Genomic DNA, 25,194 nt, shown 5'->3' with positions numbered 1-25,194 from the left:
GAAGGAGGGATTTGTCGAAATTTCTGTAAGCGCTTACATTATTTTATGCTATTAATTTTCTAGTGAGAGGAGCTATTTTCACAATGCCCAACGGTTATCTCCGCGCGAAACTCGCGAAACTGACAACATGGATTCTCAGCTTCGTATTGGTGCTCTCTTATTGCACCCCCTTCTTCCCCGCTTCCCATGCATCTGCAGCAGAGATCGAGGCGCCGCAGAACTTGAAGGTCGACAGCTTTACGCACAATTCCGTCACCTTGTCTTGGGATTTGGTAGACGGAATCACCTCCGTCGAAGGGTATAACGTCTGGAACGCGGCGACCGGGGATTGGAAAGCTTGGGTTGGAGCGCCTCCAAAGGAGATTGGCGGCTTATCTCCCGAAACCGAGTATTCTTTCTATGTGACGCCCGGCAAGGAAAACGGCAAAAAAAGCAACGTTGTTACCGTGATGACCGCTCCCGACGATCCAAGTCAACGTCCTAAGCCCCCCCTGACGCCTCCTCTTCATCTCAAGATCACCGACGTAACCGAAAACGGCATTACGCTCGGATGGATCGGCAGTCCCGGCGCGAATGGCTACGATGTATCCGTGAACGGGCAATGGAAAGGCGGGGTATGGGACGGCTCCGACAGCTATACGTTCCCGATTGCGGAAACGACCGTCACCGGCGCCGTCTACACCTTTACGGTCGCTGCGCAGAATCTGCCGGACGTTTCCAAAGACAGCAACCCCGTCAAATTAACCTGGGGACAGCTTGAAGCGCCTCGCGACATGAAAATCGTCACGGCCACGAGAACGACCGCTTCGCTCGGCTGGGCCGCGACACCGGGAGCGACCGGCTACGAAATCTACCGTGACGGCGAACTGATCGGAACGAGCGACTCCAACCGTTACGTGGCAACTGGACTGACGGAAGGCCAGTCCTATGCTTTTAAGGCCGTAGCCAAAAATCGGCTGTGGAGATCGCCGGATAGCGCCGAAGTGATCGTCGTTCCGGGCGGCCATTATAACATCGTTACCTACTATACGTCCTGGTCCGTTTTCGACCGCGGATTTATGCCCGAAGATATCGACGTGTCCCAAATTACCCATATCAATTACGCGTTCTCCGACCTGTGCTGGAGAGGCTATGGATCGACCGGAGTCGCCTGCAAGAACGCCGATATCCCACTGCAAGCCCGTGACGTGTTCGATGGAGAGATCGTCGTCGGCGACCAGGACGTCGATCTTAGGAACTTAGCGGCCTTAAGAGCGAGGAAAGCCGACAATCCTAACCTGAACTTGATCGTCTCCGTAGGCGGTTGGTCTTGGTCGGGCAACTTCTCGAATATGGCCAAGACCGAGGAAACCCGGCGAGCCTTCGCCGATTCGGCCGTCGACTTCGTTCGCGAATACAGGCTGGACGGTCTGGATATCGACTGGGAATATCCGGTCGAAGGCGGCGTCGATACCAACTCGCGCAGTCCCGAAGACAAGGAAAACTTCGTGTTGCTTATGAAAACGATACGGGAAGCGTTCGACGCCGCCGGGTCGGTGGAAGGCAAATATTATTTGCTGACGATCGCATCCGCGCAATCCGACGAATTCGTCGTCAACGCCGATCTAGCCCGATCGGCAGATTACCTGGATTTCATTAATATCATGACGTACGACTACAGCGGAACCTGGGAACCGCTCGCTCATCATAACGCGCCGCTGTATTACGACAAGAACCATCCGAAAGCAACAGGTCCGAGGTGGAACGTCGCTGGCGGAGTCCGCGGTCACCTGAAGGGCGGAGTGCCTGCTTACAAGCTCGTTCTGGGCTTGCCTTTCTACGGCAAAGGATGGCTGAACTGTCCTTCTCCCGGCCAGTATCAGACATGCGAAGGCGGAACGATTCCTCCCGGAGAGAAATTCGGAACCTGGGAAGACTATGCTTTCGATTACACAGACGTCGAGGATAACTATGTGAACAAGAACGGCTACATCCGATATTGGAACGAAGCCGCCAAAGTGCCTTATCTGTATAATAACGAGAATAAACGCTTCATCTCCTATGATGACGAAGAATCCATTCTGTATAAAGCATCGCTAGTTAGATCACTGGATCTAGCTGGCGTCATGAGTTGGGATATTAGCGGCGACCGCAACAAGACGCTGACGACCCGGCTTGTCCGCGATTTACCGACCAACGGTTCCCTTGCTTCGGGTACGCTTACTGCGCCCCGAAGCTTAATGCTCGCGTCAATTGGCAGTACCGCCGCGAATATCGCTTGGGAAGCTTCGCCGGGAGCTACCGGGTACGACGTATTCGCCGACAACGCCTGGATCGGAAATACGACGAATACGGAATTCTCCATAACGAATCTGAATCCAAGCACCGCTTATCGGGTTCAGGTCCTTGCGCTGATCAAAGAAGGCGGCCGTACGACGGCGGTTTCTGCCGCCGCTGTGCTTGATGTGACGACGACCGCGCCGAGACCATCCTCTGGCGGAGGCGGCGGGGGCGGAGGCGCTTCGACCGAGCCTGACACGACCGGAATCGGCGATCCCGCGGCGAACCGGTTGAAGGCCAAAGTGGCGAGGGACGGGAACAAGGCGACCGTCACCCTGCAAACCGCCGATGCCGTGAAGTCGATACGGGATTCCGAAGCTAAGAAATCCCAGATCGTCGTAGTCACGGACGCCGAGATCGTCGAGACGATCATGGCCAAAGAAATCATCCAGGCGATTGCCGGCAAAGGAACCGGCGGTACGCTATCGCTTCTCGTCAACGGCGTCGAACTCAGCGTCCCGGCCGAAGCCTTCAAGCTCGGGGAAACGGTCGCAAACGTCCGGATTACGATCCAGCCTCCCGGGGAGGATATTGCGGCCCAATTCCGGGCGGCCGCGAAAGCACGCAACGCTCAGATTATTAGCGGACCGCTGGAATTTAAGATCGAAGTTCTGGATTCCGCGAACAAATCTTCTCAGATGGAGGACTTCAAATCGGGCGAGGCCAGCCGGATTTTCAAGCTGAACGCCGATCCTAAAGTCGATCCGGATCTAGCGACCGGCGCGATCTACTTGCGGGACAGAAAGACTTACCGGCATGTGCCTACGCTGTTCGCAGCCCACTCCGACGGCTCGGTCTCGGCAGAACTGAAGCGGAGCGGCAGCGGCATCTACGGAGTCGTCCAGTCCAATCCGAGCTTTCTCGATACGAACCAGACATGGGCGGCGCAGGATATCAAGCAGGCGGCAGCAAAAGGCATCGCCTTCGGAGACAGTCCGAACGTGTTTGGGGCGAAACAAGACATCACCCGCGGAGAACTCGTCTCGATCATCGTGAACGGACTAGGCATCGTGCCGGATAGCGCGAAATCGCCGTTCAAGGACGTCGGCGACGGAACGAAATACGCGGAAGAGATCGCGGTCGCTTGGAAGCTCGGTCTGATCAAAGGCAAATCGGCGGACGCCTTCGATCCGATGGGACTCATAACCCGGCAAGAACTGGCGACGGTGCTTGAACAAGCGATGGCCTTCGTCGGCGTCGCGAATCGAACCGATCCCGCGGCGTTAACACCGTTTAAGGACCGTGCGGATATCGCCCCCTTCGCCCAAGGCGCCATGGCACTCATGACGGAGCGTAAAATACTAAATGGGGTATCCGAAACGAAGCTTGCACCTCTGGCGACGGTGACGAAAGCCCAAGCGACGGTATCGGTCATGAGAATGCTGCGTACGCTGAACTTGACCGACTAGCGCGAGACAAATCGAGCAGGCTTATGCGTGATTGCATGAGCCTGCTCGATTGGTTATGGCCGCTATTGCAAATTTTTCGGAATCTCCTTGTCGTGTTCCTTCTCTCTCACTTCTTTGAACAAATTGTATTGGGGCTGAGGAGGAGCTTTCGTCATGAGCAACGGCGCCAATATTTTCTCCAATTCCCCGATCGTAACGGGCTTCGCCTGCCTCTTCAATTCGTATCCGAGCTGCCCGCTGATCTCGATCGTCGCCGTCTTGACGTCCTCGAACGACATGATACTGTTCTCTCTTAATCTCGCTTCCAATTGATCGACGGACATTCGCAGCCTTTTTAAGGCATCGGTCTGGATTTGCCCGTCTTTAATGACGACGGCAGCCTCGCCCATAAACAGCTTCTCCACTTTGTTGAATTTGACGGACAAATACTGTATCACCAGCAATAAGGCCACGAAAGTGGATAATACGATGATCGTCTTCAATAATCCGTCCCCGGGAATCGCATGCCCGATGTGGGAAGCCATAGCAAGCAGCGTAATAATCTCGAGTCCCGTCATTTCGCCGACCGTTTTTTTACCTAAAATCCGAAGCAGGCAGAAGCCCACGAACAAGATCGCCATAGCTTCCCAAATAAAACTTACTTTCAACAACAACGAGCTCCTTTGCGCCAAAGATACCATCGATTATTCCCCCCTCGGAAGGGAATATACCGCAATGGAACGAATGCTCGTCTTAGCTATTACAGTTAGCGATCAGATATTCCACGATAGGCGCAGGATCTTCCAGACTGTGGGGATGATGTTCTCCTCCCGGTTTAACGATCGATTTGATTTCTCCGCCCAATTCGCGATACCGGCGAATGAGGATTTCGGCGTTCTCGCTGAAAATGGCGTCTTTATCCGCATCGCCGTATACGACGAGAATCGGGATTCCGGCTTCCGCCACCTGATCGATTTTGTCCAGCGGGTTCCCTTTGAAATCGCGCGCCGTCTCTTCCGTCAAACCGTAATTCTGCAGGCACTCCTGCCATTCTTTTTCCGCCCGCGGCGCTTTTCCGTAACCGCCCGGCCAGCTTCGGATATCCAACGCGGGCGCATCGAGATATAAACCGGAAACCTGCTCCGGATACTCGGCCGCGTAATTGAAAGAATAGAATCCGCCACGGCTGAAGCCGAATAGAACGGTTTTCTTGGCTAAATGGAATTGCGATTCCACATGGCCTTGAAAGGACCGCATCAAGCGAACCGCTTCCGGACATCCGTACATATCGCTCACTTCGTAATAAGCTAAATGCCACCCTCTCTGCAGCATGGCCATGTCCGCCTGCGCGAACGCGTCGAAGAACGCGGCGCGCCAAATCCATGGATTCCCTTCTGCCGGGTTAGCCGGAACGACGACCAAGCCTTCTCTTTCGTTGACAGAGAAGTCGTACCGGGTGTGACCTTTCCATGTTGTTTGCCTCATGACATCCATCCCCTTTAATCCTTCTGGAACTTTTCCCATCCGCCGATCGCGTTCCGGTTCGCGATGAGCGGACTCGCCCCGGCGTTATCCGCGCAAACATACTGATTGTTCACGACCGCTTGCAGCGAGAAAGTGCCGTCTCCGTTGTCGATCCAGCGAAATTGTTCCCAGGAACCGATGGTGTCCGCCTTAGCGATCAGATTGGAAGCTCCCGCGTTATCCGCCGTGACATACTTGTTGTTCGCCTGCGATCTGAGCGCGATCATTCCGCCGCCGGCATCCGCCACCGCGAACTGCTCCCACGGTCCGACCGCGGTCCGGTTGGCGATCAAGGGACTGGCTCCCGCGCTATCCGCGCAGACATACTGATTGTTCGCCGTTGCCTTCATCGCGATGATTTGGCCGATCGGCGCGCTGCCCGAACCCGCTCCGCCGGACGGAGAACCATACAGCTCGAATTCATAGATTCTCGCATTGTTCCGGTCTCCCGGAACTTGGAAATAACCGGCGTTATCCTGAACGGGCGCTGTAATATACAGTCTGAAATAGCGGGCGGATACCGGCGCAATGTTTCGGTCCGTTACCCCGGCCGCGTTGTTCGTTACCGAGTCCGCGTCCGTCCACGTATTACCGTCGCTGCTTATCTGCAGCTTGAAGTTCTTCGTGTTGTACGCTGTCGTCTCGCCGCCCGAGCTCGCGTGTTTGACGACCCATCTCGTGATATTGTAGCTGCCGCCCAGATCGACGCGCAGCCATTTGTCGCCGGGAACGGCGCTTTGCGGCTGGGAAGTCCATTTCGTCGCGCCCAATCCGTCCGCCACTTTGTCCGCCGATTCGCTCGGGCTGTTGATGTCGCTCGCGGTTGCCGCTTTATTCATCGCCAGATTGCCGGATCCGCCGCCCGATCCGCCGGCCAACGGCTGATTCATCCGGTCGACGATCGTATTGTACGCGGTACCGTTAGGCGCAAGCAGCAACGTTTCGTTGGCTGAAGTCGTCAGCGATATGTCCGTCCCCGAAACGGTTCCGGCATCGGTGCCGTTTCTGTAGAGCCGCAGCGTCTGACCCGGCCACGGGTTGACCAGCGTCGCCGTTTTGCCCTTCTCGCTGAGAAGGCGCACATATTGAACCTGATTGCTCCTCATTTCGCTTGACACGAGGAAAGCACCATCAGCCCGCAGATCGCCGTATTTGGCGTCCGTATTGCCCGGCCAGTTCGGGAAAATCCGGATTTTTCCCTGAAACGATTGCAGGAACATCTCGGCCAGCGTCGCCGTCGTCGTGTTGAAGTTTTCGATGCCTCCGCCGTTTGCCTTGAGGAAAAGGTTTTTGTAGCCGTTGCTGTTGATAAAGGAAGTCAGCTGGTTCAGAATCGTCGTCGGGTCGTATCCCACCCGGGCCGCCGCGGGATAGAACGTGTTCGTGCCGTTGCCGTCCGTCCAACGGGCCATCTGGCCGATCATGTTCCGGGCGGTCTGAAGCAAAGCGGCGCTGCTGGAAAGACCGATTTGCCGACCGGGGTAAATGTGCTGGATGCCGATCGCGTTATCGTTGCTCCAGTCCCGTCCGACTTCCGTATAGCGGAATACCGTTTGGCCGTTTCTCGATTGGGTGGGGAACGAGCTCATATTGTTCAGGATGTTCTGCCAGGTCGATCTTAATGAAGCGTCTTGACCCAATGCGCTGCTGATATCAATGCATCCTTGCAGCAAGTACCGGACCAATCCCAGCGACATCACGCCGTTCGTCTGCGGATAGGCGTCGCCTTCGTGCTGGGCGTCGTTGTTGATCACGTACCTCGAGCCATCCCAGGTCAAGTAATTTTCCCAGAACTTGGCCGCTTCTTTTAAGAAGCCGTAGATGGAATTCGCATAAGCCGTGTCGGACGTCGCGTAATAGTGATCGAGCATGACCGTCGCTCCGAACGCCGCGAATGTCTTCTGGTTATGGTATGCGCCGTCCGTATCGATCGTATAGGGGCCGATGCCGACGGGATAGTAGACGCCCGCATAACCGGCGGAAGCCGCTCTGGCCTGCGCCTTCGGCACGTAATCCAGGATCGGTTTATCGTAAGAAGCCGCGAGTTCTGCATGGTTCGTCGGCATGGCGAAATAGAACGGAGCCTGGTAGTTGTAGTTCATATGGTAATCCCCGCCCCAATCGGAGTTACGGGCGATCCAAGCCCCCCACAATCCGGGAGGCGCTTCGCCTGCTCTCGAACTGCTGCCGAGCAAATAGAGCGACCCATAGTAAAATTTCTCGATCGTCTTGTTTGGAATTTCGATGAACGATTTACTGTAGAAAGAATCCCACCAAGATTGGTGCGAGGATTTCAGGGAATCCACATCGCCCTGGGTTTTCCCGCTGATGTTGCCGATCGCCGACGACTGGTAACTGCCGGAATCGGTGTTGCTCATCATACAAGTGATGAGAGAGTATGTGCCGCCGGGATTCATGGTGAAAGAAAGCTGGTTTCCGCTGACCGTGCCCGTCGCACCGATGACGCGCGTGGCGACTCTGGCCTTTAGCGTCGCGATGCCGTTCACGTTGTCGGAGCTGTCCGCGCGGACGTCGCGGTACAATACGTCTCCGGACGCGCCGACGGAGCTGGCGAACGTGTTCTGATTCGCCGGGTTAAGCGTGACGGTGACCGTTTTCGATCCGCTTCCCGAATAGGTGAACTTCGTGATCAACAGATTGTTCGCCGTATCCGTCGCCTGTACCCAGCTGGTCGTGTTGACGATATTGCCTCCCGCGGAAAATGTGCCGTCTACCTGGGCGTTCGCGATTTTCTGCTCGGTCAAGTACGAAGCGCCGGTCATTCCAGATACCGAAATGCCCAATCTCGCAAGCGATTTTAATTGACGATCCGCGACGGAGAAAAACTCGTTTTTGCCGAGGACAACCGTCATCGCGTCAATATTGCCTACCATCACCGCTCCTACGTCACCGTTTCCGAGCAGCGGGGCGTTCGACGTGTTCCCGAAATTGCTGTCCGTCGGCGGTGACGTCCAGGTACCTTTGTAAGCGCTGACAATTCGTAAGGCGTGATTCGTAGTGATCCCGTCGGCAACGGCCGTCGGAATACCGACTGTCCCGAGGGCCGAGACGCCAGCGATGGCGAGAACCAAGCCGGCGAGCCAACCTTTTTTCATCATAATACCTCCTTTGATTTGAGAGCTTGTATGGGTATTGCCTTTTATTATCATCCGATCCGGATCGGAGTGATAATTGATTCGAGCATACGCAATTTTGAGCCGATTTGAATACTGCTTATTTTTGCAGCATGCGCCGCCGGCACTGTAATTTAAAGGAAAAGCCGCCGACACGGTGGTCGGCGGCGCTTCTCCGGTCGCATGACCGGGATCGTTCACATTTTGTTTTCGACTAAATGATAAATGCCCCTAAACGTGCTATTTAGCGTGTTGTTGCTTAGTTTTACATCGGTATACACTCCGGCGTTCTCCAACTCTTCCTTAAAAGCCGGCACGAACAGAATCCCGCTCTTGGAAATTTGCCCCCCGATCACGATGCGGTCGGGTGTAAATGCCTGCAGCGAAGAAGCGAGAATCGCCGCCATCCTTCTCCCGAAAGTCTCGAACAGCTTGACTGCAAGCCGGTCTCCGGCCAGTGCCGCTTTCGCGTAATCATGGACGTCGAGCCCATCCGGTCCCAGCCCCATTTCCGAAGCCAAATGCAAGATTCCTCTTCTGGAAATCCAATCGTCAGCGATCTTGTCTTGATAGGGAACGTTATACAACCAGCCCTGATCCGGAACGTCGTCGCGATGCCGAACCGGAAGTCCGTTCTCCAGGAAGCAGGAACCGAGTCCGGTACCGATCGTAAGGCATACGGCTCTATTGCATCCGTTCGCTTCGCCGTAGCCGGCTTCGCCGAGCCCAAACAGCGAGGCGTCGTTCTCGAACCGGATGCCGAAGGACGGGGAAAGACGGGGAACCAGTTTCCCATGGGATCGAACGGCTTCCTCCAAGCGCTCTCCAAAAGGAATGCCGTACAAAGCTTCGAATTTGCTCAGCCCACGAATGTAGCTAATACCCGCGTCGTAATCGAAAGGACCGGGAAATGCCATGCCGATCCCTCCGATGAGCGGCCGATTTTCCCCCGCTTTTGCGAGGAGATCGACGGCAATGTCCGCGAAGTGCGCGACAATCTCTTCGACGCTTCGGTCGGCATGCGAATCATAATGCGATATTGTCTCTTCGAGGATCTCTCCGCCAATGACCGCAGCGGCTTTGATCTGCGTTCCTCCGACGTCGAACGCGAGTATGAGGTTTCGATCCATCGTCTCTCGCTCCCCTTATTCTCTTACGAAGGCTTTGATAACGCCGACCTTCTTGCCCGCGCTCGGGCCGCTCGGCCGAATCGTATATGCTTCGACGGAAGCAGGGACGATAAACGTCTCGGCATAACGGATGACGTACGGCTCGAACGCGTTGGTTGGGCTTTCCACGGTCGCTTCTTCGCCTTCGACCAGATTCAACATGTGCACGCTGCCGTTCGCTTCATGCAATACCGGCTCCGAGAACCAGAAGCGACGGGTTTCAATGAACTGGAGCTCGTGCAGACCCGTACGTTCTTCTGTCCAGCCTTCTCCTTCTTTCACCTTTTCAATCCGGTTGACGAGCTGCGATGTCGTCCAATCCGTCTTCCGATTCCAATCGATGACTTTGCTGCCATGGTCCACGTGAACGGGACGCGGTCTGCCGTCGAGGCCGAGACGATCCCAGTCCCATAGCTTAAATGTGAAAATATACGGCGTTGCGCTGATTTCCAGCACCATACAGCCCGTAGCCGAGCAATGCACCGTTCCGGCAGGAATAAGGAAATGGTCGTGTTTGTCCGTAGGATATACGTTAACGTATTTCTCCGCAGGGAACGTGAATCCGCCCTTTTCCGCCTTGCGTAAGTCAGCCAGCATCGCTTCCGGTTCAATGCCGTCCTTCAGTCCCAAATACACTTCTGCTCCCGGCTCGACATCTAGAATGTAGTAGCTTTCATCTTGCGTATAGTTCATGCCGAATTGCTCGCGGATATACTCGACCGTCGGGTGGACCTGCAGACTGAGATTTCCCCCGCTGATCGTATCCAGAAAGTCGAAGCGAATCGGAAACTCAGCGCCGAACCGTGCATAAACCCGATCCCCAAGCAGCTTGATCGACTCGAAAAAGACGAGATTAATGGCCGGAAGCTCCACCTTGACATCGCCATATTGAAAATAGAGGCTGTTCTCCTCCGGAACTCCGTCGAAGCCCCATGCATACGGATGCTCCCGCTTGGGAAGCTCGATGTTCGCTTCTAGCCATGTTCCGCCCCATACGCCAGGGTCGAAATAAGGCACAAGACGGAACGGCTGGCTTGCCGTCTGCGCGAATCCGGCAAACAGTGCCTGCCGCGTGACCATCTTCGGTGCATCCTTGACGTTCGTATCCAGATAGAAATCAACTTTGCCCAGCAACGATTTTTTCAACCGGTCCGCCATCCGCCACTCGAAGAAAAATCCGCGTTTATATAAACGCAAAATATCGTTTTCAACCCGATCCGTCCGCCAGTTGCTGACTTCTTTCGAGCGGTAACGCTGCTGAATTTCCCAACGGGCCAAGTCCGCATAGACAACGACATCGCCCTCGGCGATCAGCGAAGCGCCGAAGCCGATTACGATCGCTATGCCATTGTCCACTTCGTTCAGTTGACGACGCATTGCCTCTATGCGAGCCGGAACATAAAATTCATCAATTCTGAACGGAGCCATATAGCCGAATACCCGATCGTCCGTCATGTATCTCTCGACAATGCGATCCACTTCGGACGGCTCCAGCGCCGCATCCTCCGAGCGTACGATCAGAGCGGGAGCGAGCGAATCCGCTAACCCTGCTACGATTTCCTCCTGCCTGACGCCTGGGTAACATTCCACGATGACGACCGCACGTTTCTTACCCGTTGCGGCAACCGCCTCTTGAATCCGAGCACCGATTGCCTCGTAACCAGCCCAAGCTTCGCTGTCCATGTTTTCGATTCGGGTAAACGGATACTTGTTGTACAATTTGTTCACCAGTTCATCAACCTCCATGTTCAATTTATCATAATATATCACATATTATCATAAATGAACATAACAATTCACAAATTAATATCTACGATGTGCAATTCTGTGCCGCTGCTTTCGATTAAAACGCGGTCAGCGTCTTGGATACTTGAATCGGTAACGAAAATATCAATATCGGACAATTGGGCCACCGTCGTAAAATACCGATTTCCGATCTTGGAAGCATCAAGGATCATGACGACTTTGTCGGACGATTGGATCATCGCTTTTTTCACCTGCGTGTCCATCAAGTTCGGATCGGTAAAACCGTCCTCGGCCGTGAATCCCAATGCCGAAATAAACAGCGTGTCCGCATGGTAGCTCGCAAAAAACTGCTCCGCCAGCGGTCCGACGAACGTGCCCGACACTTCGCGAAGCATGCCTCCGCCGCAAATCATCGATCTTCGATCGGTGACGAGAGGGCGAAAAAGGTTCATTGTATCCACCCCGTTCGTCAGCACGGTCAATTCCGTGTATCCGCCCAGCGACTCTGCCATTCGAGACACGGTCGTCCCGTTCTCCAGAATAATGACGTCGCGTTCCCGTATGAACGTTTCCGCAGCGTAAGCGGCGAGCCTCTGTTTGACATCGCGATTGCGCGATTGCTTGACGGAAGCCTCCGGCTCCTCGGGCGCGGGTAATGTGCCAAGAAAGACTGCTCCCCCATGCGAGCGCCGCACGCGGTTCTCCTGCTCCAGCCCGCTCAGGTCGCGTCTAACCGTCATTTCCGACACGCCGAAATGGTCGCTCAACTCTTTCATGGTTGCCGCGCCGTGTTGCGCTAAGTAATTCAGGAGCATCTGTTTTCTCTGCAAGGGAAGCATATCCACACCTCGACTTTTTTTCACTTATTCTAACATAAATGATCAAATCAACAAAGCAGTCCCGATCAATGATCGAGACTGCTTTCTTAAACGTTCCCTGGCTCTTTCGTTCGAAAAGCGGGCAGTTCCGTATTCAACTCCAAACATTTCTGGAATGCCTTCTCCGGCGTGTCCCACTCTTCTCCCCACTGCAGCTTGTATTGAAATTCATAGAAGCCGCCAAGCGTCGCTTTGAAGTTTGTTTCCCAATAGTTGCTGAGAACCCAGGAATACAACGGACGGTCGGCGTTTCTCGCACCTCCCTGACCATTCAGCAATCTCGTTTCATACTCCAGCGATCCTGTCTGAATCAGTGGTGTATCCGGAGTGGATACAAGAAGTCCGAACCGGTCAGATAGGTGGGCATAACCCTCTTGGACGCAGTAATAATCGATGAGCGTACCCGGCAGCTGGTCTATTCCCGGGCGAACCGGGGCGCCTGCTTTATCCAGCCACACCTGTTCGTTCTGCGAATCGGTTCCGAAAGGTAGAGAAATATACACATTCTCTGGATCCCACACGCTATTCTTATGCAAACGGACAGACACGTCTACTCTTGCCATATCCCGATAGACTTTCAAATATAAAGAGTAATAACTTGTCCCTTCCAACAAGTATTTGAGCTCTACAACCCCGTAAAGCTCCCCTTGGACAACGGAATTGGCGCCACTCCATTTTCCGACGTGCCTTTGTACGTCTATCCCTTTCCGATTGCGCCCCATCCGGCGGCGAACATCCGCCATCTGCGATTCCGAAGGCGCTTTGGTCAACTCGTATACCGGTGTAAACGCCCTATGCTGCGCATCTGTCCGGATCATTTCTCGTCCTGATACTTTATCGATGCAGGAGAAGATTCCATTGCCGTCCCAGCGGATGCAAACAAATGGGGATTTAATAACATTCTCTGCAATCATGATGCCGTTTGCCGATCCTCTCGAATCGACCGCGGGGTACAGGTCTAGTAGATCATCTACTCTATCCAGGCCCATAAGTCGGATGCTGCTTGTTGTTACGGCCGTCGACCGGTTTTGTGGCCGAATCCGGTAGTAGCGCTCCTCTTTCGAGGCCAATTCTTGATAAATCGTGATCTGATGTCCCCGACTAACCTTCTCTAGCTGATGAGGCACCGTCAGGCCGCTTGTTTCCTCGTACACTTCGAATCCGTCCGTGAATAGGGAAGGCTCCCAATTTTCTAGATAAATTTGCGCCGTGTCCCGAACGGGATGCTCATAGGGATTGATGACTTTATAACGAAAAGGCAGTCCAGCCGCAAGATTTGCCGCTCCCTTGCCGTAAAGCAAATCATCCAACACTTCATACGCCTGTCGGCTTGCGTTGGCGGCGTAAGCTTCCTTTCGCACAGCAAGCGCATGCACCATCGGATGCCATGGTTCATAGATGGAGGAATGGTACCCCCACGTATGTTCGGCATACATCATTAATTGATGCTCTGCATCAGAGATTCGAGACTCTAACAGCGAGTTTGTATCGCTTAAGGTTTTGGCTAATTGCATCGTACGTTGAGCATCGCGGAACACTTGCGTGTGAACGGCAGTAGAAATCGTACCGTCGGTCCACCAGTCCGGCCAGTCTCCTTTGTATACCGGAATCGGGAAGGATTGCGTTCGAACATGTTCAAAAAACTTGTGAAGCGTGGTCATCTCAATCTCGATGCGATCCCCATGCTTCTCATTCCATTCCTGTATGAACTCCATGATCGTACCGCTCGGTGGCGCGTTGTCGGTGAGCAAGCCGCTGACGTTGACGATCGCAAAGTCATAGGGGTATGATTCGGATTCAAGTTGTTCCAGATAACGTTGAATTCTCGTCTCGGCCAGCTTCCAGTGATCTTCCGCCGCTCCATTTGTATAGAATTCGTCTTGAATGGTGTAGGAGAAGCTGCCGTTCGGCAACAGCCCCAGATCGTTGCCGATCATATAATGCTCGCCGTTCCATACGAGCACCTTGTCCCCTCTCGGTGTTTCCCAATAAAACGGCGTCTGTTTCCTTCCAATCGGAAACATCCCGTGATGCGTATGAACGCAGGAATACAGGTTTTGGATGCCTGCGTCGTACAGCGCTTGCGAATATCCCCAGCTGTAGCCGTTAACATCCGCGGTAATGGAGGCGTTTACCGATACACCGATGGATTGCGCATAGTTTCCTGCTGCTTGGAGTTTTTTGGCTAATGTATCGTAACCGATCAATTCGGACAGGTTTAAGTAAGTACCAGAGAGTTCGATATCTCCGTCCCTTAAAGCATCTGCAAACCTCTCTTTCTCATCCAAAGAGGCTTTCTCCAGAAAACGTTCAACCGCCCAGAACGTCTCGCAGGTCCACTTGAATCCCTTCCATTCGTTACGCTTACCTGATTTGGCCTCTTCCCAGATCCGGAGAGCTTGTCGGATAAAATCCACATGATATCGCTCGATTTTTTCCTGTCTTTCCGTATACCCAATATCCGTATGTGAGTGATGAATAACGAATAGCTTCCATTTTCTGTTCAATATCGTTTCGGGCATGTCCGCACTTCCTTTGCTTCTTGTTGTACCAAAAGATAACACTTGCGACACGTCACTCGGAAGTCCTCATTACAGTACTTTAGTCGTTAAATCGACATTGAACTTTTGTTTCTTTAAGAAGAATTAAAATAAGCACTCAAGTATCAGAGTGGGGACATGCCTGATACCCATCAAGCTGAGACGCCGAAAATGTTCGGCGTCTCCGTTATAGCTTCATAAAATTGTTTAGAAAAACCCTAATACAATTCAAACTCTCTGATTCTAGAATACAGGCCACCGCTTTGCACCGGGTTTGTAATATACACTCTGACATAACGTGCGCTAAACGAAGCAACGGTGCGATCGGTTGCGTCGCTCGTATTTCCCGTCACCGTATCCACGTCAACCCACGGACCGGATGCATTCCCCGTACTTTTCTGCAGCTTGAAGTCCCGAGTATCACTGGTTCCTCCAGCATGAGTGACAACCCATCTCTGAATGTTATAGCTTTGACCTAGATCTACCGTCAGCCACTTATAATCAGAAGAGTTAGCCCACAAGTTTGAACTCCAGAATGTGTTCGCATCTCCATCCACGGCAGTTGATGCATATCTTCCATCGTTCGTGTATTCATCTGTAGCGCTGGCAGCTTTATTAAGCGCTACATTGTTACTCGGGTATAATTCAAACTCTCTGATTCTAGAATACAGGCTACCGCTTTGCACCGGGTTCGTAATATACAATCTGACATAACGTGCGCTAAACGAAGCAACGGTGCGATCGGTTACGTCGCTCGTATTTCCCGTCACCGTATCCACGTCAACCCACGGACCGGATGCATTCCCCGTACTTTTCTGCAGCTTGAAGTCCCGAGTATCACTGGTTCCTCCAGCATGTGTGACAACCCACCTCTGAATGTTATAGCTTTGACCTAGATCTACTGTCAGCCACTTATAATCAGAAGAGTTCGCCCACAAGTTTGAGCTCCAGAATGTGTTCGCATCTCCATCCACGGCAGTTGATGCATATCTTCCATCGTTCGTGAATTCATCTGTAGCGCTGGCAGCTTTATTAAGCGCTAAATTACTCGAGTTCCCATCTGTACTTATCGGCTGCCCCATTAACGTCAAAATGTTCGAATAGGGAGTTCCGGAAGGCGCAATATGAATGGTCTCGTTCACGGATGTAGTAATCGTGATCGTGCTTCCCGACAACGTCCCGGCACTGCTCCCGTTCCGATAGATTTGCAAAGTTTGACCGGGCCAAGGATTCACGAACGTTAGGCTTTTCCCCTTTTGACTGATCACCCTCATATACTGAACTTGGTTATTCTCGATGCCGCTAGATACCAGAAAGCCTCCATCGGTCAAAAAATCACCGAATTTTGCCGGCGTATTTGTCGGCCAATTTGCGAATAAATGTAGCGTTCCTTGAAAAGATTGGCCTAGCATTTCGTGTAGCGTTAGAGGGGTATTTGCTAAGGTTTCCAGACCTCCTCCGTTTTTGGCCACGTAGAAGTTATTGTAGCTCGACAACCAAGTTGTTAATTTGGTCAAAATAAGATTAGGATCATACCCTACCCGAACAGCCGCTGGGAAGAACATGCTGGAATGTCCGTCGGAATTAAAAACATCCTGAATCGCAGCTTCTACCGTGTTATAGGCAATTTGTTTCGTAGCAGCGTCGCTGTCCGCTCCGATCTGATTCGCCGGGAATATCATCTGCGTACCAAGAGCGCTAGTCGGTGCGGCAGATCCGATTTCTGTGAACCTGTAAATGGTTTTACCGTTGTAAGTATAGGTTGGATAGGCGCTGAGTTTATCCAAAATATTTTGCCATGTCGCTCTCTTCGACGCATCTAAGTTCAAATCCGTACTCATATCGATAAGTCCTTTGAACAAATATCGAACAAGGGCGAGAGATGTCGTGCCGTTCGTTTGCGGATATGGATCGTTTTCATTCTGAGCGTCGTTTTGGATAACATACCTAGTACCGTCATAAACCAAATAACTTTCCCAGAACAATCCAGTTTCTTTCAAATAAGCGTACACTTTGTTCGCATAAGCTGTATCTCGCGTATAATAATAGCGCATAAGCATGTTGGTCGCGGCGAAGGCGGCATTGGACTTCTGGTTAAGATAAGACGCCGAATCCCCGCTTCCGTTTGGTAGAGGGCCGATGCCTACCGGGTAATAAATCCCGCTATATCCCAAAGCCGATGCTGATGCTTTCCCTTTTGGGATCCAATCCAAAAGCGGTTGATCGTAGCTGTCCGATATATCAACATGATTGGTCGGATAGAGGGCGTAATAAGGCACTTCATAATTGTAGTTTAGATGAAAGTCTCCGAGCCAATCCATGTCCCTGAAAATCCAATTTCCCCAAAGACCTGCAGCGTATTCGTTGCCCCGAATAGATGAACCTAATAAATAAAGTGAACCGTACCAATTTTTTTCAATCACTTTATTCGGAATGTTGACAAAAGATTTGGACCAATAATCCGTCCACCAGCCTTGATGCGACGTATTTAAATGATTGATATCGGACTGGGTTTTCGTATTAATGTTGTTTATGGCGTCTGTTTGGTAATTCCCGCTGTCGCTATTACTCATAATGGATGTAATCAGTGTATAATTGCCGCCGGGCTGGAGGGTGAAGTTCAGGTTGTTGCTGCTGATCGTCCCCGTCGCACCTATAATTCGTGTTGCGATCCTCACTTTTCTTGTATTTACTCCTCCAACTTGATCCGTGTTATCGGCACGGACATCCGCGTATAACACGTCTCCCGAAGAGCCGTATGTAATTCCGTAATTATTATTGTTGCCTGCATTAAACGAAATGCTGACGTTTTTCGAAGAACTTCCGGCAAAAGAAATCTTCGTTACAAATAAGTTGCTCGTCGTATCCGTAGCCTGCATCCAACTCGTCGTATTAATCATTTCATTATTAAGAGTGTACTCTCCGGTCACTTCGCCAGATGCGATCAACTGCTCCATGTGATAAGAAGCGCCGCTCATATTCGGAATCGATACATTCATTCTAGCCATCGCTTTAACTCGGCCCTCCGACAATGACCAGAAATCGTTTTTGCCGAGAACATACGTTAATGCATGAATATTCCCGAGGACTGCAACCCCGACATCGCCATTCCCGAGCAATGGGGCATCCGATACTTTAGTGGGGTTTGTAATGCTCGGAGGAGTATTAAAAATACCTTTGTATTTGCCAACGATTCTTAAAGCTTGGCTTGACGTGATAGAATCAGCGGCGAATGTTTTTTTCTCCGGCAGAGCGAGTGTGGAGATTAAAGAAAACAGCATAGTGAGGATTATTAATTTCCTTAACATTGATTGCTTGGAATTCTTCATAAACGTCAACTCCCCTCCGTAATCGGAAAGGCTGACGATCATGGGATGAAGTCAGCCTTTCGCGTTAACCGTATGAATTACTTTTTGCCGTTGGCAGCCGCCCACGCGTCAAGCTGTTTTTGCTTCTCGGCGATAATCTTGTCGATCCCTGCCGCTTTGAACTTTTTCATCATACCCGGAATAGTCTTTTCCGGATCAATCGCCCCCATGAACAACCCTAGAGCGTATTCCTTCTCGACGTTCGCGCATGCCGCGATTTCGTTCTTCACCGGCTCGGCATTGAAATGGAAACCAAGCGCGATCGACGGTTCGGAAGAATCGTTATACTGCTTCAATTGATCGACGAAATCGACAGGATAGGATTTGTTAAGTAGCTGAATATAGGAGTTCTGCCATTCCCAAGTCAAATTCGGATTGTAGGTCAGATTAGCCTGATCGGCTCCCGACGGGAAGTCGATTCTACCGTCTGGAAGTTTGACATAGTTACGACCTTCGATGCCATAGTTTGTTAAATTCTGCACGTACTCATCGCCCATGAGCAGATTGATGAACATCATGGATCTATCCGGGTCCTCTGCCGTTCTTGGGATCGAAGTGGAAACGAAGTAGCTGCTGTACGTATCCAAAATCGGCTTGCGAAGAATCGCTTTCGTAAATTCGTATTTCGAGCCGATCCCTACCGATACTTCGGATTCGATGCCGACCTTCGCTTGGCCGACAATGCCGTGCAATTTGTTTTCGCCCAAAGCAGCCGTATGATTGAATCCCGGAACCGCTGAGTCTTTGTTGATATATCCTGCTTTATACCATTCGCGGGTCGTCTTCAAATTCTCGAGCACTTCCGGATCTTCGTAAGGGTTAACGACCTCAAGGTTGTCGTTGCCTTTCAAAAATCCCGGACCATCGCCAAGGACCTGGTATCCCATCGCCAAGAAATTGACGGTACCTGAGACGTTATCCGAAGTTTTAATCGTGAAGTTCGGTTCTACATTCTTTAAAGCTTCCCAAAGCTTCGTCATATCGGACCATGTATGAATCGTCGACATATCGAAGCCGGTCTTCTCTACGAGATCCTTACGGACAACCGGACCGTATGCGCTACCCAGAATGTTGATGAAAGGTACTCCGTATAGCTTTCCGTCGAATTTGGCGCCTTGGATCAAGCTTTCCGGCATGTACTTCTGAATGTCTTTTCCGTACTTGTCGTACAAATCCGTAATATCCACGAGAGAGCCCTTAGCAATCATTTGAGGAAAATTCAACACCGATCCCGTGCTTAGAACGTCGATTTTTTCGCCTGAAGCGATCATCATTTCGACCTTTTGATTAAAAGATCCCCAGTCCAGCACGTGCATTTGCACGGTTGCATTGATTTTTTCTTTGGTGTATTTGCTGATCTCATCGCTGATCAACTGGTTATCGACTTCTTCTTTGTTGCCCACGTAGTACCAATCAAGATGAACTTCTTTTTCGGGAACCGCGTTCGCGCTTTCGGACGAGGGAGCCGACTCGGATGCCTTCGGCGAGGAAGCTTGGGAACCAGCATTCTTCGAATCGTTGTTGTTACTGCAGCCCGCCAATAAGAGCGAGAGCGAAAGCGTGAAGGCCGTAAACAGGAAAAGCGATTTCTTAAAAATCCGTGTTTTCATGTTGCCCCTCCATTGAATTTGATTTTTTATTTATTTGCTAACCGTTTACACGGATATAGCCTAGCGAAACTAACCTTTGACGGCGCCTACCGTGAGCCCCTTGACGAAATACCGTTGCAAGAATGGATAGATCAATATGATTGGGCCGATGCCGACAATCGCCATCGCCATCCTCGCGGACTCGCTCGGCCGGACGTTATTCGCCGTGTTGATTGCGAACGAGCTCGTATTCAGCACGTCGATACTGGCGTTTACTTTGTACATCAGATACTGCAGCGGAAACATCTTCTTTTCGTCAATGAACAGCAACGCATTGTACCAGTCGTTCCAATAGCTCAAACTTAGGAATAAAGAGACGGTAGCCAAACCGGGCAATGCCAATCGAAGCGCAATCTGAAAGAAAATTCGAAACTCTCCGGCTCCGTCCAGCTTCGCCGATTCGACGACCTCTTTTGGAATGTTGTGCTGCATGAACGTTCTAAGAATGATAACGTAAAATCCGTTTACCAATTGCGGGAGCATGAGCGCCAAATACGTATTTTTGATCGCCAAGCCTTTGACGTACAAGATGTACCAAGGAACGAGCCCTCCGTTAAAGAGCATCGTGAACGCAATGAAGAACGCGAAAAACTTCCGATAAGCAAAGTCGTTCCTGGATAATGGATAGGCGTAAGCCGCGGTCAATAATACGCCGAGCAGCGTTCCGCTTAAGGTGACAATCCCGGATACGGAATAAGAACGAAGGATCGCCGCCGTATCGGATAAGATAAACCGATAGGCATTCAGGTTGAAGGATTCGGGGAAGAAGGAATACCCGTTTCGCATGATGCTTCCTTCATCCGTGAAAGAAATAATTAGAACTAACGCGATCGGAAGAATGCACACCAGACTAAATAAAATAAAGAAGATGTTAATAACGGATTCGGCCTTCCTGGAAATGGCGCCGGGTGGTCTCAAAGATGCTGCCAAAGTCAAACCTCCTAGAATAACGCGCTGTCTCGGTCCAGTTTTTTCACGACGAAATTGCTCATCAACACCAGAGCTAATCCGACGATCGCCTGGTAGAAGCCTGCAGCCGAAGCCATACCCAACTCGCCTGTGATTGCCAGCGAATTATACACGTACGTATCGATGACAAGCGTCGTGTCGTACAACGCGCCGATATTCATGGTCGTCTGGAAAAAGAGTCCGAAATCCGAGTAGAAAATACGGCCCAAAGCAAGAAGGTTCATGATAATGATAAAGGGAGCCAAAGAAGGCAGCGTAATGTACCTTATTTGCTTCATTTTCGAAGCTCCGTCGATTTGAGCAGCTTCGAAATATTCACTGTTTATGCCCGAAATTCCCGCCAAATACACGACCGCGTTATAACCTGTCCATTTCCACATGACAACGATCGTAAGGATCAACGGCCAGTACTCCTTGGATGAATACCAATCGATCTCCGCGATTCCCAACGCTTTCAATAATCCTTGATTAACGAGGCCGTAGTTGAAGCTTAAGAAGGCATAAACGAGATAAGCGACGGCTACGTAAGAGATAAAATAAGGGATAAACGTAATGTTTTGATACACCTTGGCCTTGCGCTTTCCCGTAACTTCGTTCAAGAGAATAGCCAACAGTACAGCCAACACAGTACCGAGAACCATGAACAAAACGTTGTACAAAATCGTGTTGCGGGTGATGATGAATGCGGAATTAGAATTGAACAAGAATTCGAAATTTTTAAAGCCTACCCAGGGACTCGCTATCATATTTTGAATGAACCCCGGCTTTGTATACCTGATGTCTTTGAACGCGATAAAAGAACCAAGCATCGGGATATAATTGTTGACGAGTACGATGACGAACGCCGGCAGCAGCAGGGCAAACAACGCCCAGTTCTTTCTGATTTCGCGGATAAAGCTATTTTCTACCATTGAACTCCCCCCCTTAGCACACGCTGTATCTATGTACTGATTCTACTTTGGCAAGGCCTTTCGAGGAATAAAGATATCTATAACGGAGTTAAAAAATCTATCGACATTAAAAAAAGCTTCCGGATTTGCCAGAAGCTTGCCGCGCCATCCGTTACTCCTGTAAGAGCTCGCGATACTTTTGCGGATGGATGCCTGTTACTTTTTTGAACACGGTACTGAAATATGTGGCGTTCTCGAAACCGACCATTTCGGCGATTTCCAGAACTTTCAAATCCTCCGATTTTAGCAACTCTTTCGCCGCGTCGATTCTCACTTTCGTGATATACTCCGTAATGCCCTCACCGGTTTCTTTCTTGAATATGAGACTAATATAATTCGGCGATAGGAACACATCTTCGGCTATGCGTGATACCGTGATGTTTTTCATATAGGAATTCGAAATGATTTCCTTGATCTTCTGAATAAGCTTGCTGTTCTTTTGCGTATATTTATGTGAAAAGTGATCCGTCAAATCCCCGAAAAAGGCGAGCAAAACGCTTTTCAATTCGACGGCCTCACGTTTGTCGTAGATCACTTGGATGACGTTCGAATGTTGAGGCGCAATCCGGTTCATGTCCTCGCCAATTTCATAGAACGTTCGGGAAGCCATATGGATGAGCTCAACGCAGACGCTTTGTACGTAATCGATCGGCAAGTCGCGGGTGGAGCAAAGTTTGTCGAATATGTCTTCCAAAACGGCCGCGGCATCCCCGCTTCTCCCTAACTTCATATCGTTCACGAGTTTGCTTTCGGCTTCGTGGAGCTTTGGAAATTCAATCCCGCGGCTTCCCGGGCGAACATCTGCGAAGTGAAGGATAGAGTTTTTGCCGGTATAGAACTTATATTTGATCGCCGCTTGCGCCTCCCGATAGGAAACCTGCAAATCGACGTAGGCATTTACCCGGCTTCCGATTCCTGCCGAAACCGTCATTTTTAAATACTTATCAACGTTATCGCCGATTTCCTGGCATATATTCGCCAGCAGATCGCTTCCTTGATCCCCATGCCGAAAAACGATGACCGTTTCGTTCTCGTTCATGCTGAAGGAAAATACCGCTTCTCGTCCGGCGATTTCCTCCGCGATGTTGAGAATAGAAAAGGACAATAGTTGCCTATTCTCTTCGCTATATCTTTCGATCGCTTGTTCGTAATCGTCGATTTGCAGCACCGCGACGGACCAATTCCCGTTTCGTTCGAAGGGCATTCCGAAAAATTGTAATTTGTCCCGAACCTCCTTCTCGCTGCCGTACATCCCCTGCGTTAAATTCGCCCATAATTTCTCCCGAAGCATCGGCATATTTTCCTGCAGTTGGCGCTTCAATCTATCGTTGTTTTCCTCGCGGTTGCGTTCTCTTTCGATGGAAGCGACGATTTTGCGGGCCGTCTCCACCAACTCGGGGATTTTGATCGGTTTCAAAATGTAGCCGTCCGCGTTTATGTTGAGCGCGATTTTCGCATAGTTAAAGTCCTGTGCGCCGCTGATAATGATGATCCGAATAGGATTATCCAGCTCTTTCAGCTTAAGCCCCGCCTCAAGCCCGTCCATTAAAGGCATTCGGATGTCCGTTAGGAGGATATCGGGTTTAAGCTCCCGGCATAGGTCGTACGCCTCTTGGCCGTCGGCGGCAAGGCCGATCACTTCTATGCCGAGTTCCCCCCACTTGACCAAATCCTTTAACCCTTCCCGGACGTTATATTCGTCATCGGCTATGATCATTTTCAGCAAAGTCTTTCGCCTCCACTAAGGTAGTCGTCGCCGGCAGCGTTACTGTCACGATCAAGCCGGGCTCGTCCTTATTGCGGTATTCGATACCGAACTCCGGTCCGAAAACCTGCTTAATTCGCTGATCTACGTTAAAGATACCGATCGTTTTATCTTGATTGCCTTCGTCCCTAAGCATCGCGTTCAGTTTATCCGAATCCGCGCCGACTCCGTTATCCTCGATTTCGATCTCGATTTTATCCCCCCGTTTTGTCGCCGTTATTACGATATAACCATTCCCTGGTCTTCTTTCGATACCGTGAATAAGGGCGTTCTCGACGAGAGGTTGTAAAATCAGCTTGACCGCTTGGTAACCGTAAACCTCAGGCTCCGTATGAATCGCGTAGCCAAGCCGATCGTTGAATCGTATCTTTTGAATTGAAAGATAACTTTCCGCTTGGCGGATTTCGTCTTCGATCGAAATGATGTTTTTTCCTTTGTTTAGGCTGTATCTAAAAAAGTCCGAGAGGGACGTCACCATATGGCTGACATCGGGCACGTTGTGCCGCAAAGCAATCCAATTGATGGAATCCAGCGTGTTATAAAGAAAATGCGGATTGATTTGAGCTTGAAGCGCCTGAAGTTCCGCTTCTTTTTTCTTGTTCTCGCTGATGATGAGCCTTTTGATGAGCTCTTTGGTTTGCTTTAGCATGACATTATACTGGCTGAATAGCTGCGTAAACTCGTCTTTGCGTTTGTACTGGATCTGGATGTCAAAATTGCCTTCCTGTGCGTACGACATCGATTTGATGAACTTGCGGATGGGGTTCGTTATGTTATTGGACAATAGAACGGCAATCAGCGCAGCGATTACCATACATAAGACTAACACGATATACATCGTCCTGCGGAACGCGATCAACTTGCCGTTCAAATCGCCGACCGGGGACATCGATACGACCGTCCAACCGAGCGAGCCAATCTCGCGGTAGGAGACAAGCATTTCTTTTCCCGAAATCGACTGCTCGAACGTGCCTGTTTGTCCCGCTCCTCGAATAATGCCATGAACGTAAGGAGCGCTAGCCAAACTACGTCCGATCATCGAAAGATCCGGACTGACCAACACGTTCGCCTGACCGTCGAGAATCATGACGGAGCTGTTGACCGAAGGTTTCAGTTGGTCGAGCACACCGGCAAAATCAGAGATGTCAGCATCAATCGTAAGCACACCGACGAATGGGATCGTTACGTTCTTCAGGCCGAACAGCCGTTTGGCCAGTCTGATACTGTACCCGCTTCCGCCCGCTTTCGAAGGAGCTTGCAAGCTGCTAATCGTATATTGCGCTTTCGGAGGAAGCTTCGCATACCACTTCTCGTCTTCGATTTCGCTGGTCGACCCCACGTTGCGCGAGAAATTGTATTGCGTGTACTCCGGCCTGTTCAGCATATAGAGCTTAGGAATGAACCGTGAACCGGAACGGTTTGGCAAATCGTAACCGTCGATGATTTTATTAAGCGTAGCCAATTCGTTCACGAAATCGACTTGATCCGATGGCCGATCAGAAGATAAACGATCGATCATGTCGGGGTTCAAATAAATCGAATTCGCGGCCTCGTCCATTTCTTCGATCTTTTTGAGTAAAACCACTTCTACCATATTGAGATTCGTTTGCACCGAGGTGTTGATATTTTCCGTTATTGTGTGGTAAGACTGGTTATAGATCGTGACAGAAATGATCGTCGTCGGCAAGATGACAAGCATTAGAAAATATAATAAAAGTCTGTATTTGAGGCTGATACGATTCATTCCCGATAACAAGGCCAGTCTCGGAAACATGGCATTAAGCCTCCCAAAAAA

14 protein-coding genes are annotated in these 25,194 nt (G+C 50.8%); 1 reads left to right on the top strand and 13 read right to left on the bottom strand.

Annotation, left to right across the window (positions count from 1 at the left end; all coding sequences use genetic code 11):
- Positions 1 to 83 precede the first annotated feature (83 nt).
- Positions 84 to 3,728 (top strand): glycosyl hydrolase family 18 protein, encoded by a 3,645-nt coding sequence (locus FPZ45_RS22250; protein ID WP_144706664.1) that lies wholly within the window; start codon positions 84 to 86, stop codon positions 3,726 to 3,728.
- A 62-nt stretch (positions 3,729 to 3,790) separates the two neighbouring features.
- Here the strand turns inward: FPZ45_RS22250 and FPZ45_RS22245 are convergent, their stop codons facing one another.
- The 13 genes from FPZ45_RS22245 to FPZ45_RS22185 all read right to left on the bottom strand — a co-directional run bounded on the left by FPZ45_RS22245 (position 3,791) and on the right by FPZ45_RS22185 (position 25,173).
- Positions 3,791 to 4,375, bottom strand: a complete 585-nt coding sequence (locus FPZ45_RS22245; protein WP_246120546.1) for a DUF421 domain-containing protein — start codon at positions 4,373 to 4,375, stop codon at positions 3,791 to 3,793.
- An 85-nt stretch (positions 4,376 to 4,460) separates the two neighbouring features.
- On the bottom strand, positions 4,461 to 5,192 hold the full coding sequence (locus FPZ45_RS22240; RefSeq protein WP_222430803.1) for an alpha/beta hydrolase family protein: 732 nt from the start codon (positions 5,190 to 5,192) through the stop codon (positions 4,461 to 4,463).
- 14 nt (positions 5,193 to 5,206) lie between these two features.
- Positions 5,207 to 8,350: a glycosyl hydrolase family 95 catalytic domain-containing protein gene (locus tag FPZ45_RS22235; RefSeq protein ID WP_186438519.1), complete on the bottom strand. Its 3,144-nt coding sequence runs from the start codon at positions 8,348 to 8,350 to the stop codon at positions 5,207 to 5,209.
- Between the two features lie 212 nt (positions 8,351 to 8,562).
- Positions 8,563 to 9,495 (bottom strand): ROK family protein, encoded by a 933-nt coding sequence (locus FPZ45_RS22230; RefSeq protein ID WP_144706657.1) that lies wholly within the window; start codon positions 9,493 to 9,495, stop codon positions 8,563 to 8,565.
- Positions 9,496 to 9,510: 15 nt separating this feature from the next.
- Positions 9,511 to 11,217 carry a class I mannose-6-phosphate isomerase gene (locus FPZ45_RS22225; RefSeq protein WP_222430804.1) on the bottom strand — a complete coding sequence of 569 codons (1,707 nt, stop codon included), beginning with the start codon at positions 11,215 to 11,217 and terminating at the stop codon, positions 9,511 to 9,513.
- A 113-nt stretch (positions 11,218 to 11,330) separates the two neighbouring features.
- On the bottom strand, positions 11,331 to 12,110 hold the full coding sequence (locus FPZ45_RS22220) for a DeoR/GlpR family DNA-binding transcription regulator (RefSeq protein WP_186438518.1): 780 nt from the start codon (positions 12,108 to 12,110) through the stop codon (positions 11,331 to 11,333).
- A gap of 95 nt (positions 12,111 to 12,205) precedes the next feature.
- Entirely contained in the window at positions 12,206 to 14,680 is a 2,475-nt protein-coding gene (locus FPZ45_RS22215; protein ID WP_144706651.1) for a glycoside hydrolase family 38 N-terminal domain-containing protein, read from the bottom strand.
- A 236-nt stretch (positions 14,681 to 14,916) separates the two neighbouring features.
- Positions 14,917 to 17,706 carry a discoidin domain-containing protein gene (locus tag FPZ45_RS22210; RefSeq protein WP_186438517.1) on the bottom strand — a complete coding sequence of 930 codons (2,790 nt, stop codon included), beginning with the start codon at positions 17,704 to 17,706 and terminating at the stop codon, positions 14,917 to 14,919.
- 398 nt (positions 17,707 to 18,104) lie between these two features.
- A complete protein-coding gene (locus FPZ45_RS22205; RefSeq protein ID WP_144706647.1) occupies positions 18,105 to 19,676 on the bottom strand; it encodes an ABC transporter substrate-binding protein in 1,572 nt (523 codons plus the stop codon).
- 69 nt (positions 19,677 to 19,745) lie between these two features.
- Positions 19,746 to 20,645, bottom strand: coding sequence for a carbohydrate ABC transporter permease (locus FPZ45_RS22200; protein ID WP_144706646.1), 900 nt, complete (start codon positions 20,643 to 20,645; stop codon positions 19,746 to 19,748).
- A gap of 11 nt (positions 20,646 to 20,656) precedes the next feature.
- Positions 20,657 to 21,595 carry an ABC transporter permease gene (locus FPZ45_RS22195; protein WP_144706644.1) on the bottom strand — a complete coding sequence of 313 codons (939 nt, stop codon included), beginning with the start codon at positions 21,593 to 21,595 and terminating at the stop codon, positions 20,657 to 20,659.
- Between the two features lie 151 nt (positions 21,596 to 21,746).
- The gene (locus FPZ45_RS22190; RefSeq protein WP_246120548.1) at positions 21,747 to 23,351 is read right to left on the bottom strand and encodes a response regulator; all 1,605 of its coding nucleotides are present in this window, start codon (positions 23,349 to 23,351) and stop codon (positions 21,747 to 21,749) included.
- Positions 23,335 to 25,173 carry a sensor histidine kinase gene (locus tag FPZ45_RS22185; protein ID WP_144706640.1) on the bottom strand — a complete coding sequence of 613 codons (1,839 nt, stop codon included), beginning with the start codon at positions 25,171 to 25,173 and terminating at the stop codon, positions 23,335 to 23,337. Before FPZ45_RS22185 ends, FPZ45_RS22190 begins: the two co-directional genes overlap by 17 nt.
- Positions 25,174 to 25,194: the final 21 nt, after the last annotated feature.

The sequence above is a fragment of the Cohnella terricola genome (assembly GCF_007786475.1).
GTDB classification, from domain to species: domain Bacteria; phylum Bacillota; class Bacilli; order Paenibacillales; family Paenibacillaceae; genus Cohnella; species Cohnella terricola.
Note: the sequence above shows the minus strand (reverse complement) of the source record. Positions and strands in the feature narration are given on the sequence as shown.

Coding starts and splice junctions, on each gene's coding strand:
- FPZ45_RS22215 (WP_144706651.1), bottom strand. CDS start 14,680: ATGCCCGAAACGATATTGAACAGAAAATGGAAGCTATTCGTTATTCAT.
- FPZ45_RS22205 (WP_144706647.1), bottom strand. CDS start 19,676: ATGAAAACACGGATTTTTAAGAAATCGCTTTTCCTGTTTACGGCCTTC.
- FPZ45_RS22230 (WP_144706657.1), bottom strand. CDS start 9,495: ATGGATCGAAACCTCATACTCGCGTTCGACGTCGGAGGAACGCAGATC.
- FPZ45_RS22225 (WP_222430804.1), bottom strand. CDS start 11,217: ATGGACAGCGAAGCTTGGGCTGGTTACGAGGCAATCGGTGCTCGGATT.
- FPZ45_RS22195 (WP_144706644.1), bottom strand. CDS start 21,595: ATGGTAGAAAATAGCTTTATCCGCGAAATCAGAAAGAACTGGGCGTTG.
- FPZ45_RS22210 (WP_186438517.1), bottom strand. CDS start 17,706: ATGGCTAGAATGAATGTATCGATTCCGAATATGAGCGGCGCTTCTTAT.
- FPZ45_RS22235 (WP_186438519.1), bottom strand. CDS start 8,350: ATGATGAAAAAAGGTTGGCTCGCCGGCTTGGTTCTCGCCATCGCTGGC.
- FPZ45_RS22240 (WP_222430803.1), bottom strand. CDS start 5,192: ATGAGGCAAACAACATGGAAAGGTCACACCCGGTACGACTTCTCTGTC.
- FPZ45_RS22185 (WP_144706640.1), bottom strand. CDS start 25,173: ATGTTTCCGAGACTGGCCTTGTTATCGGGAATGAATCGTATCAGCCTC.
- FPZ45_RS22250 (WP_144706664.1), top strand. CDS start 84: ATGCCCAACGGTTATCTCCGCGCGAAACTCGCGAAACTGACAACATGG.
- FPZ45_RS22190 (WP_246120548.1), bottom strand. CDS start 23,351: ATGATCATAGCCGATGACGAATATAACGTCCGGGAAGGGTTAAAGGAT.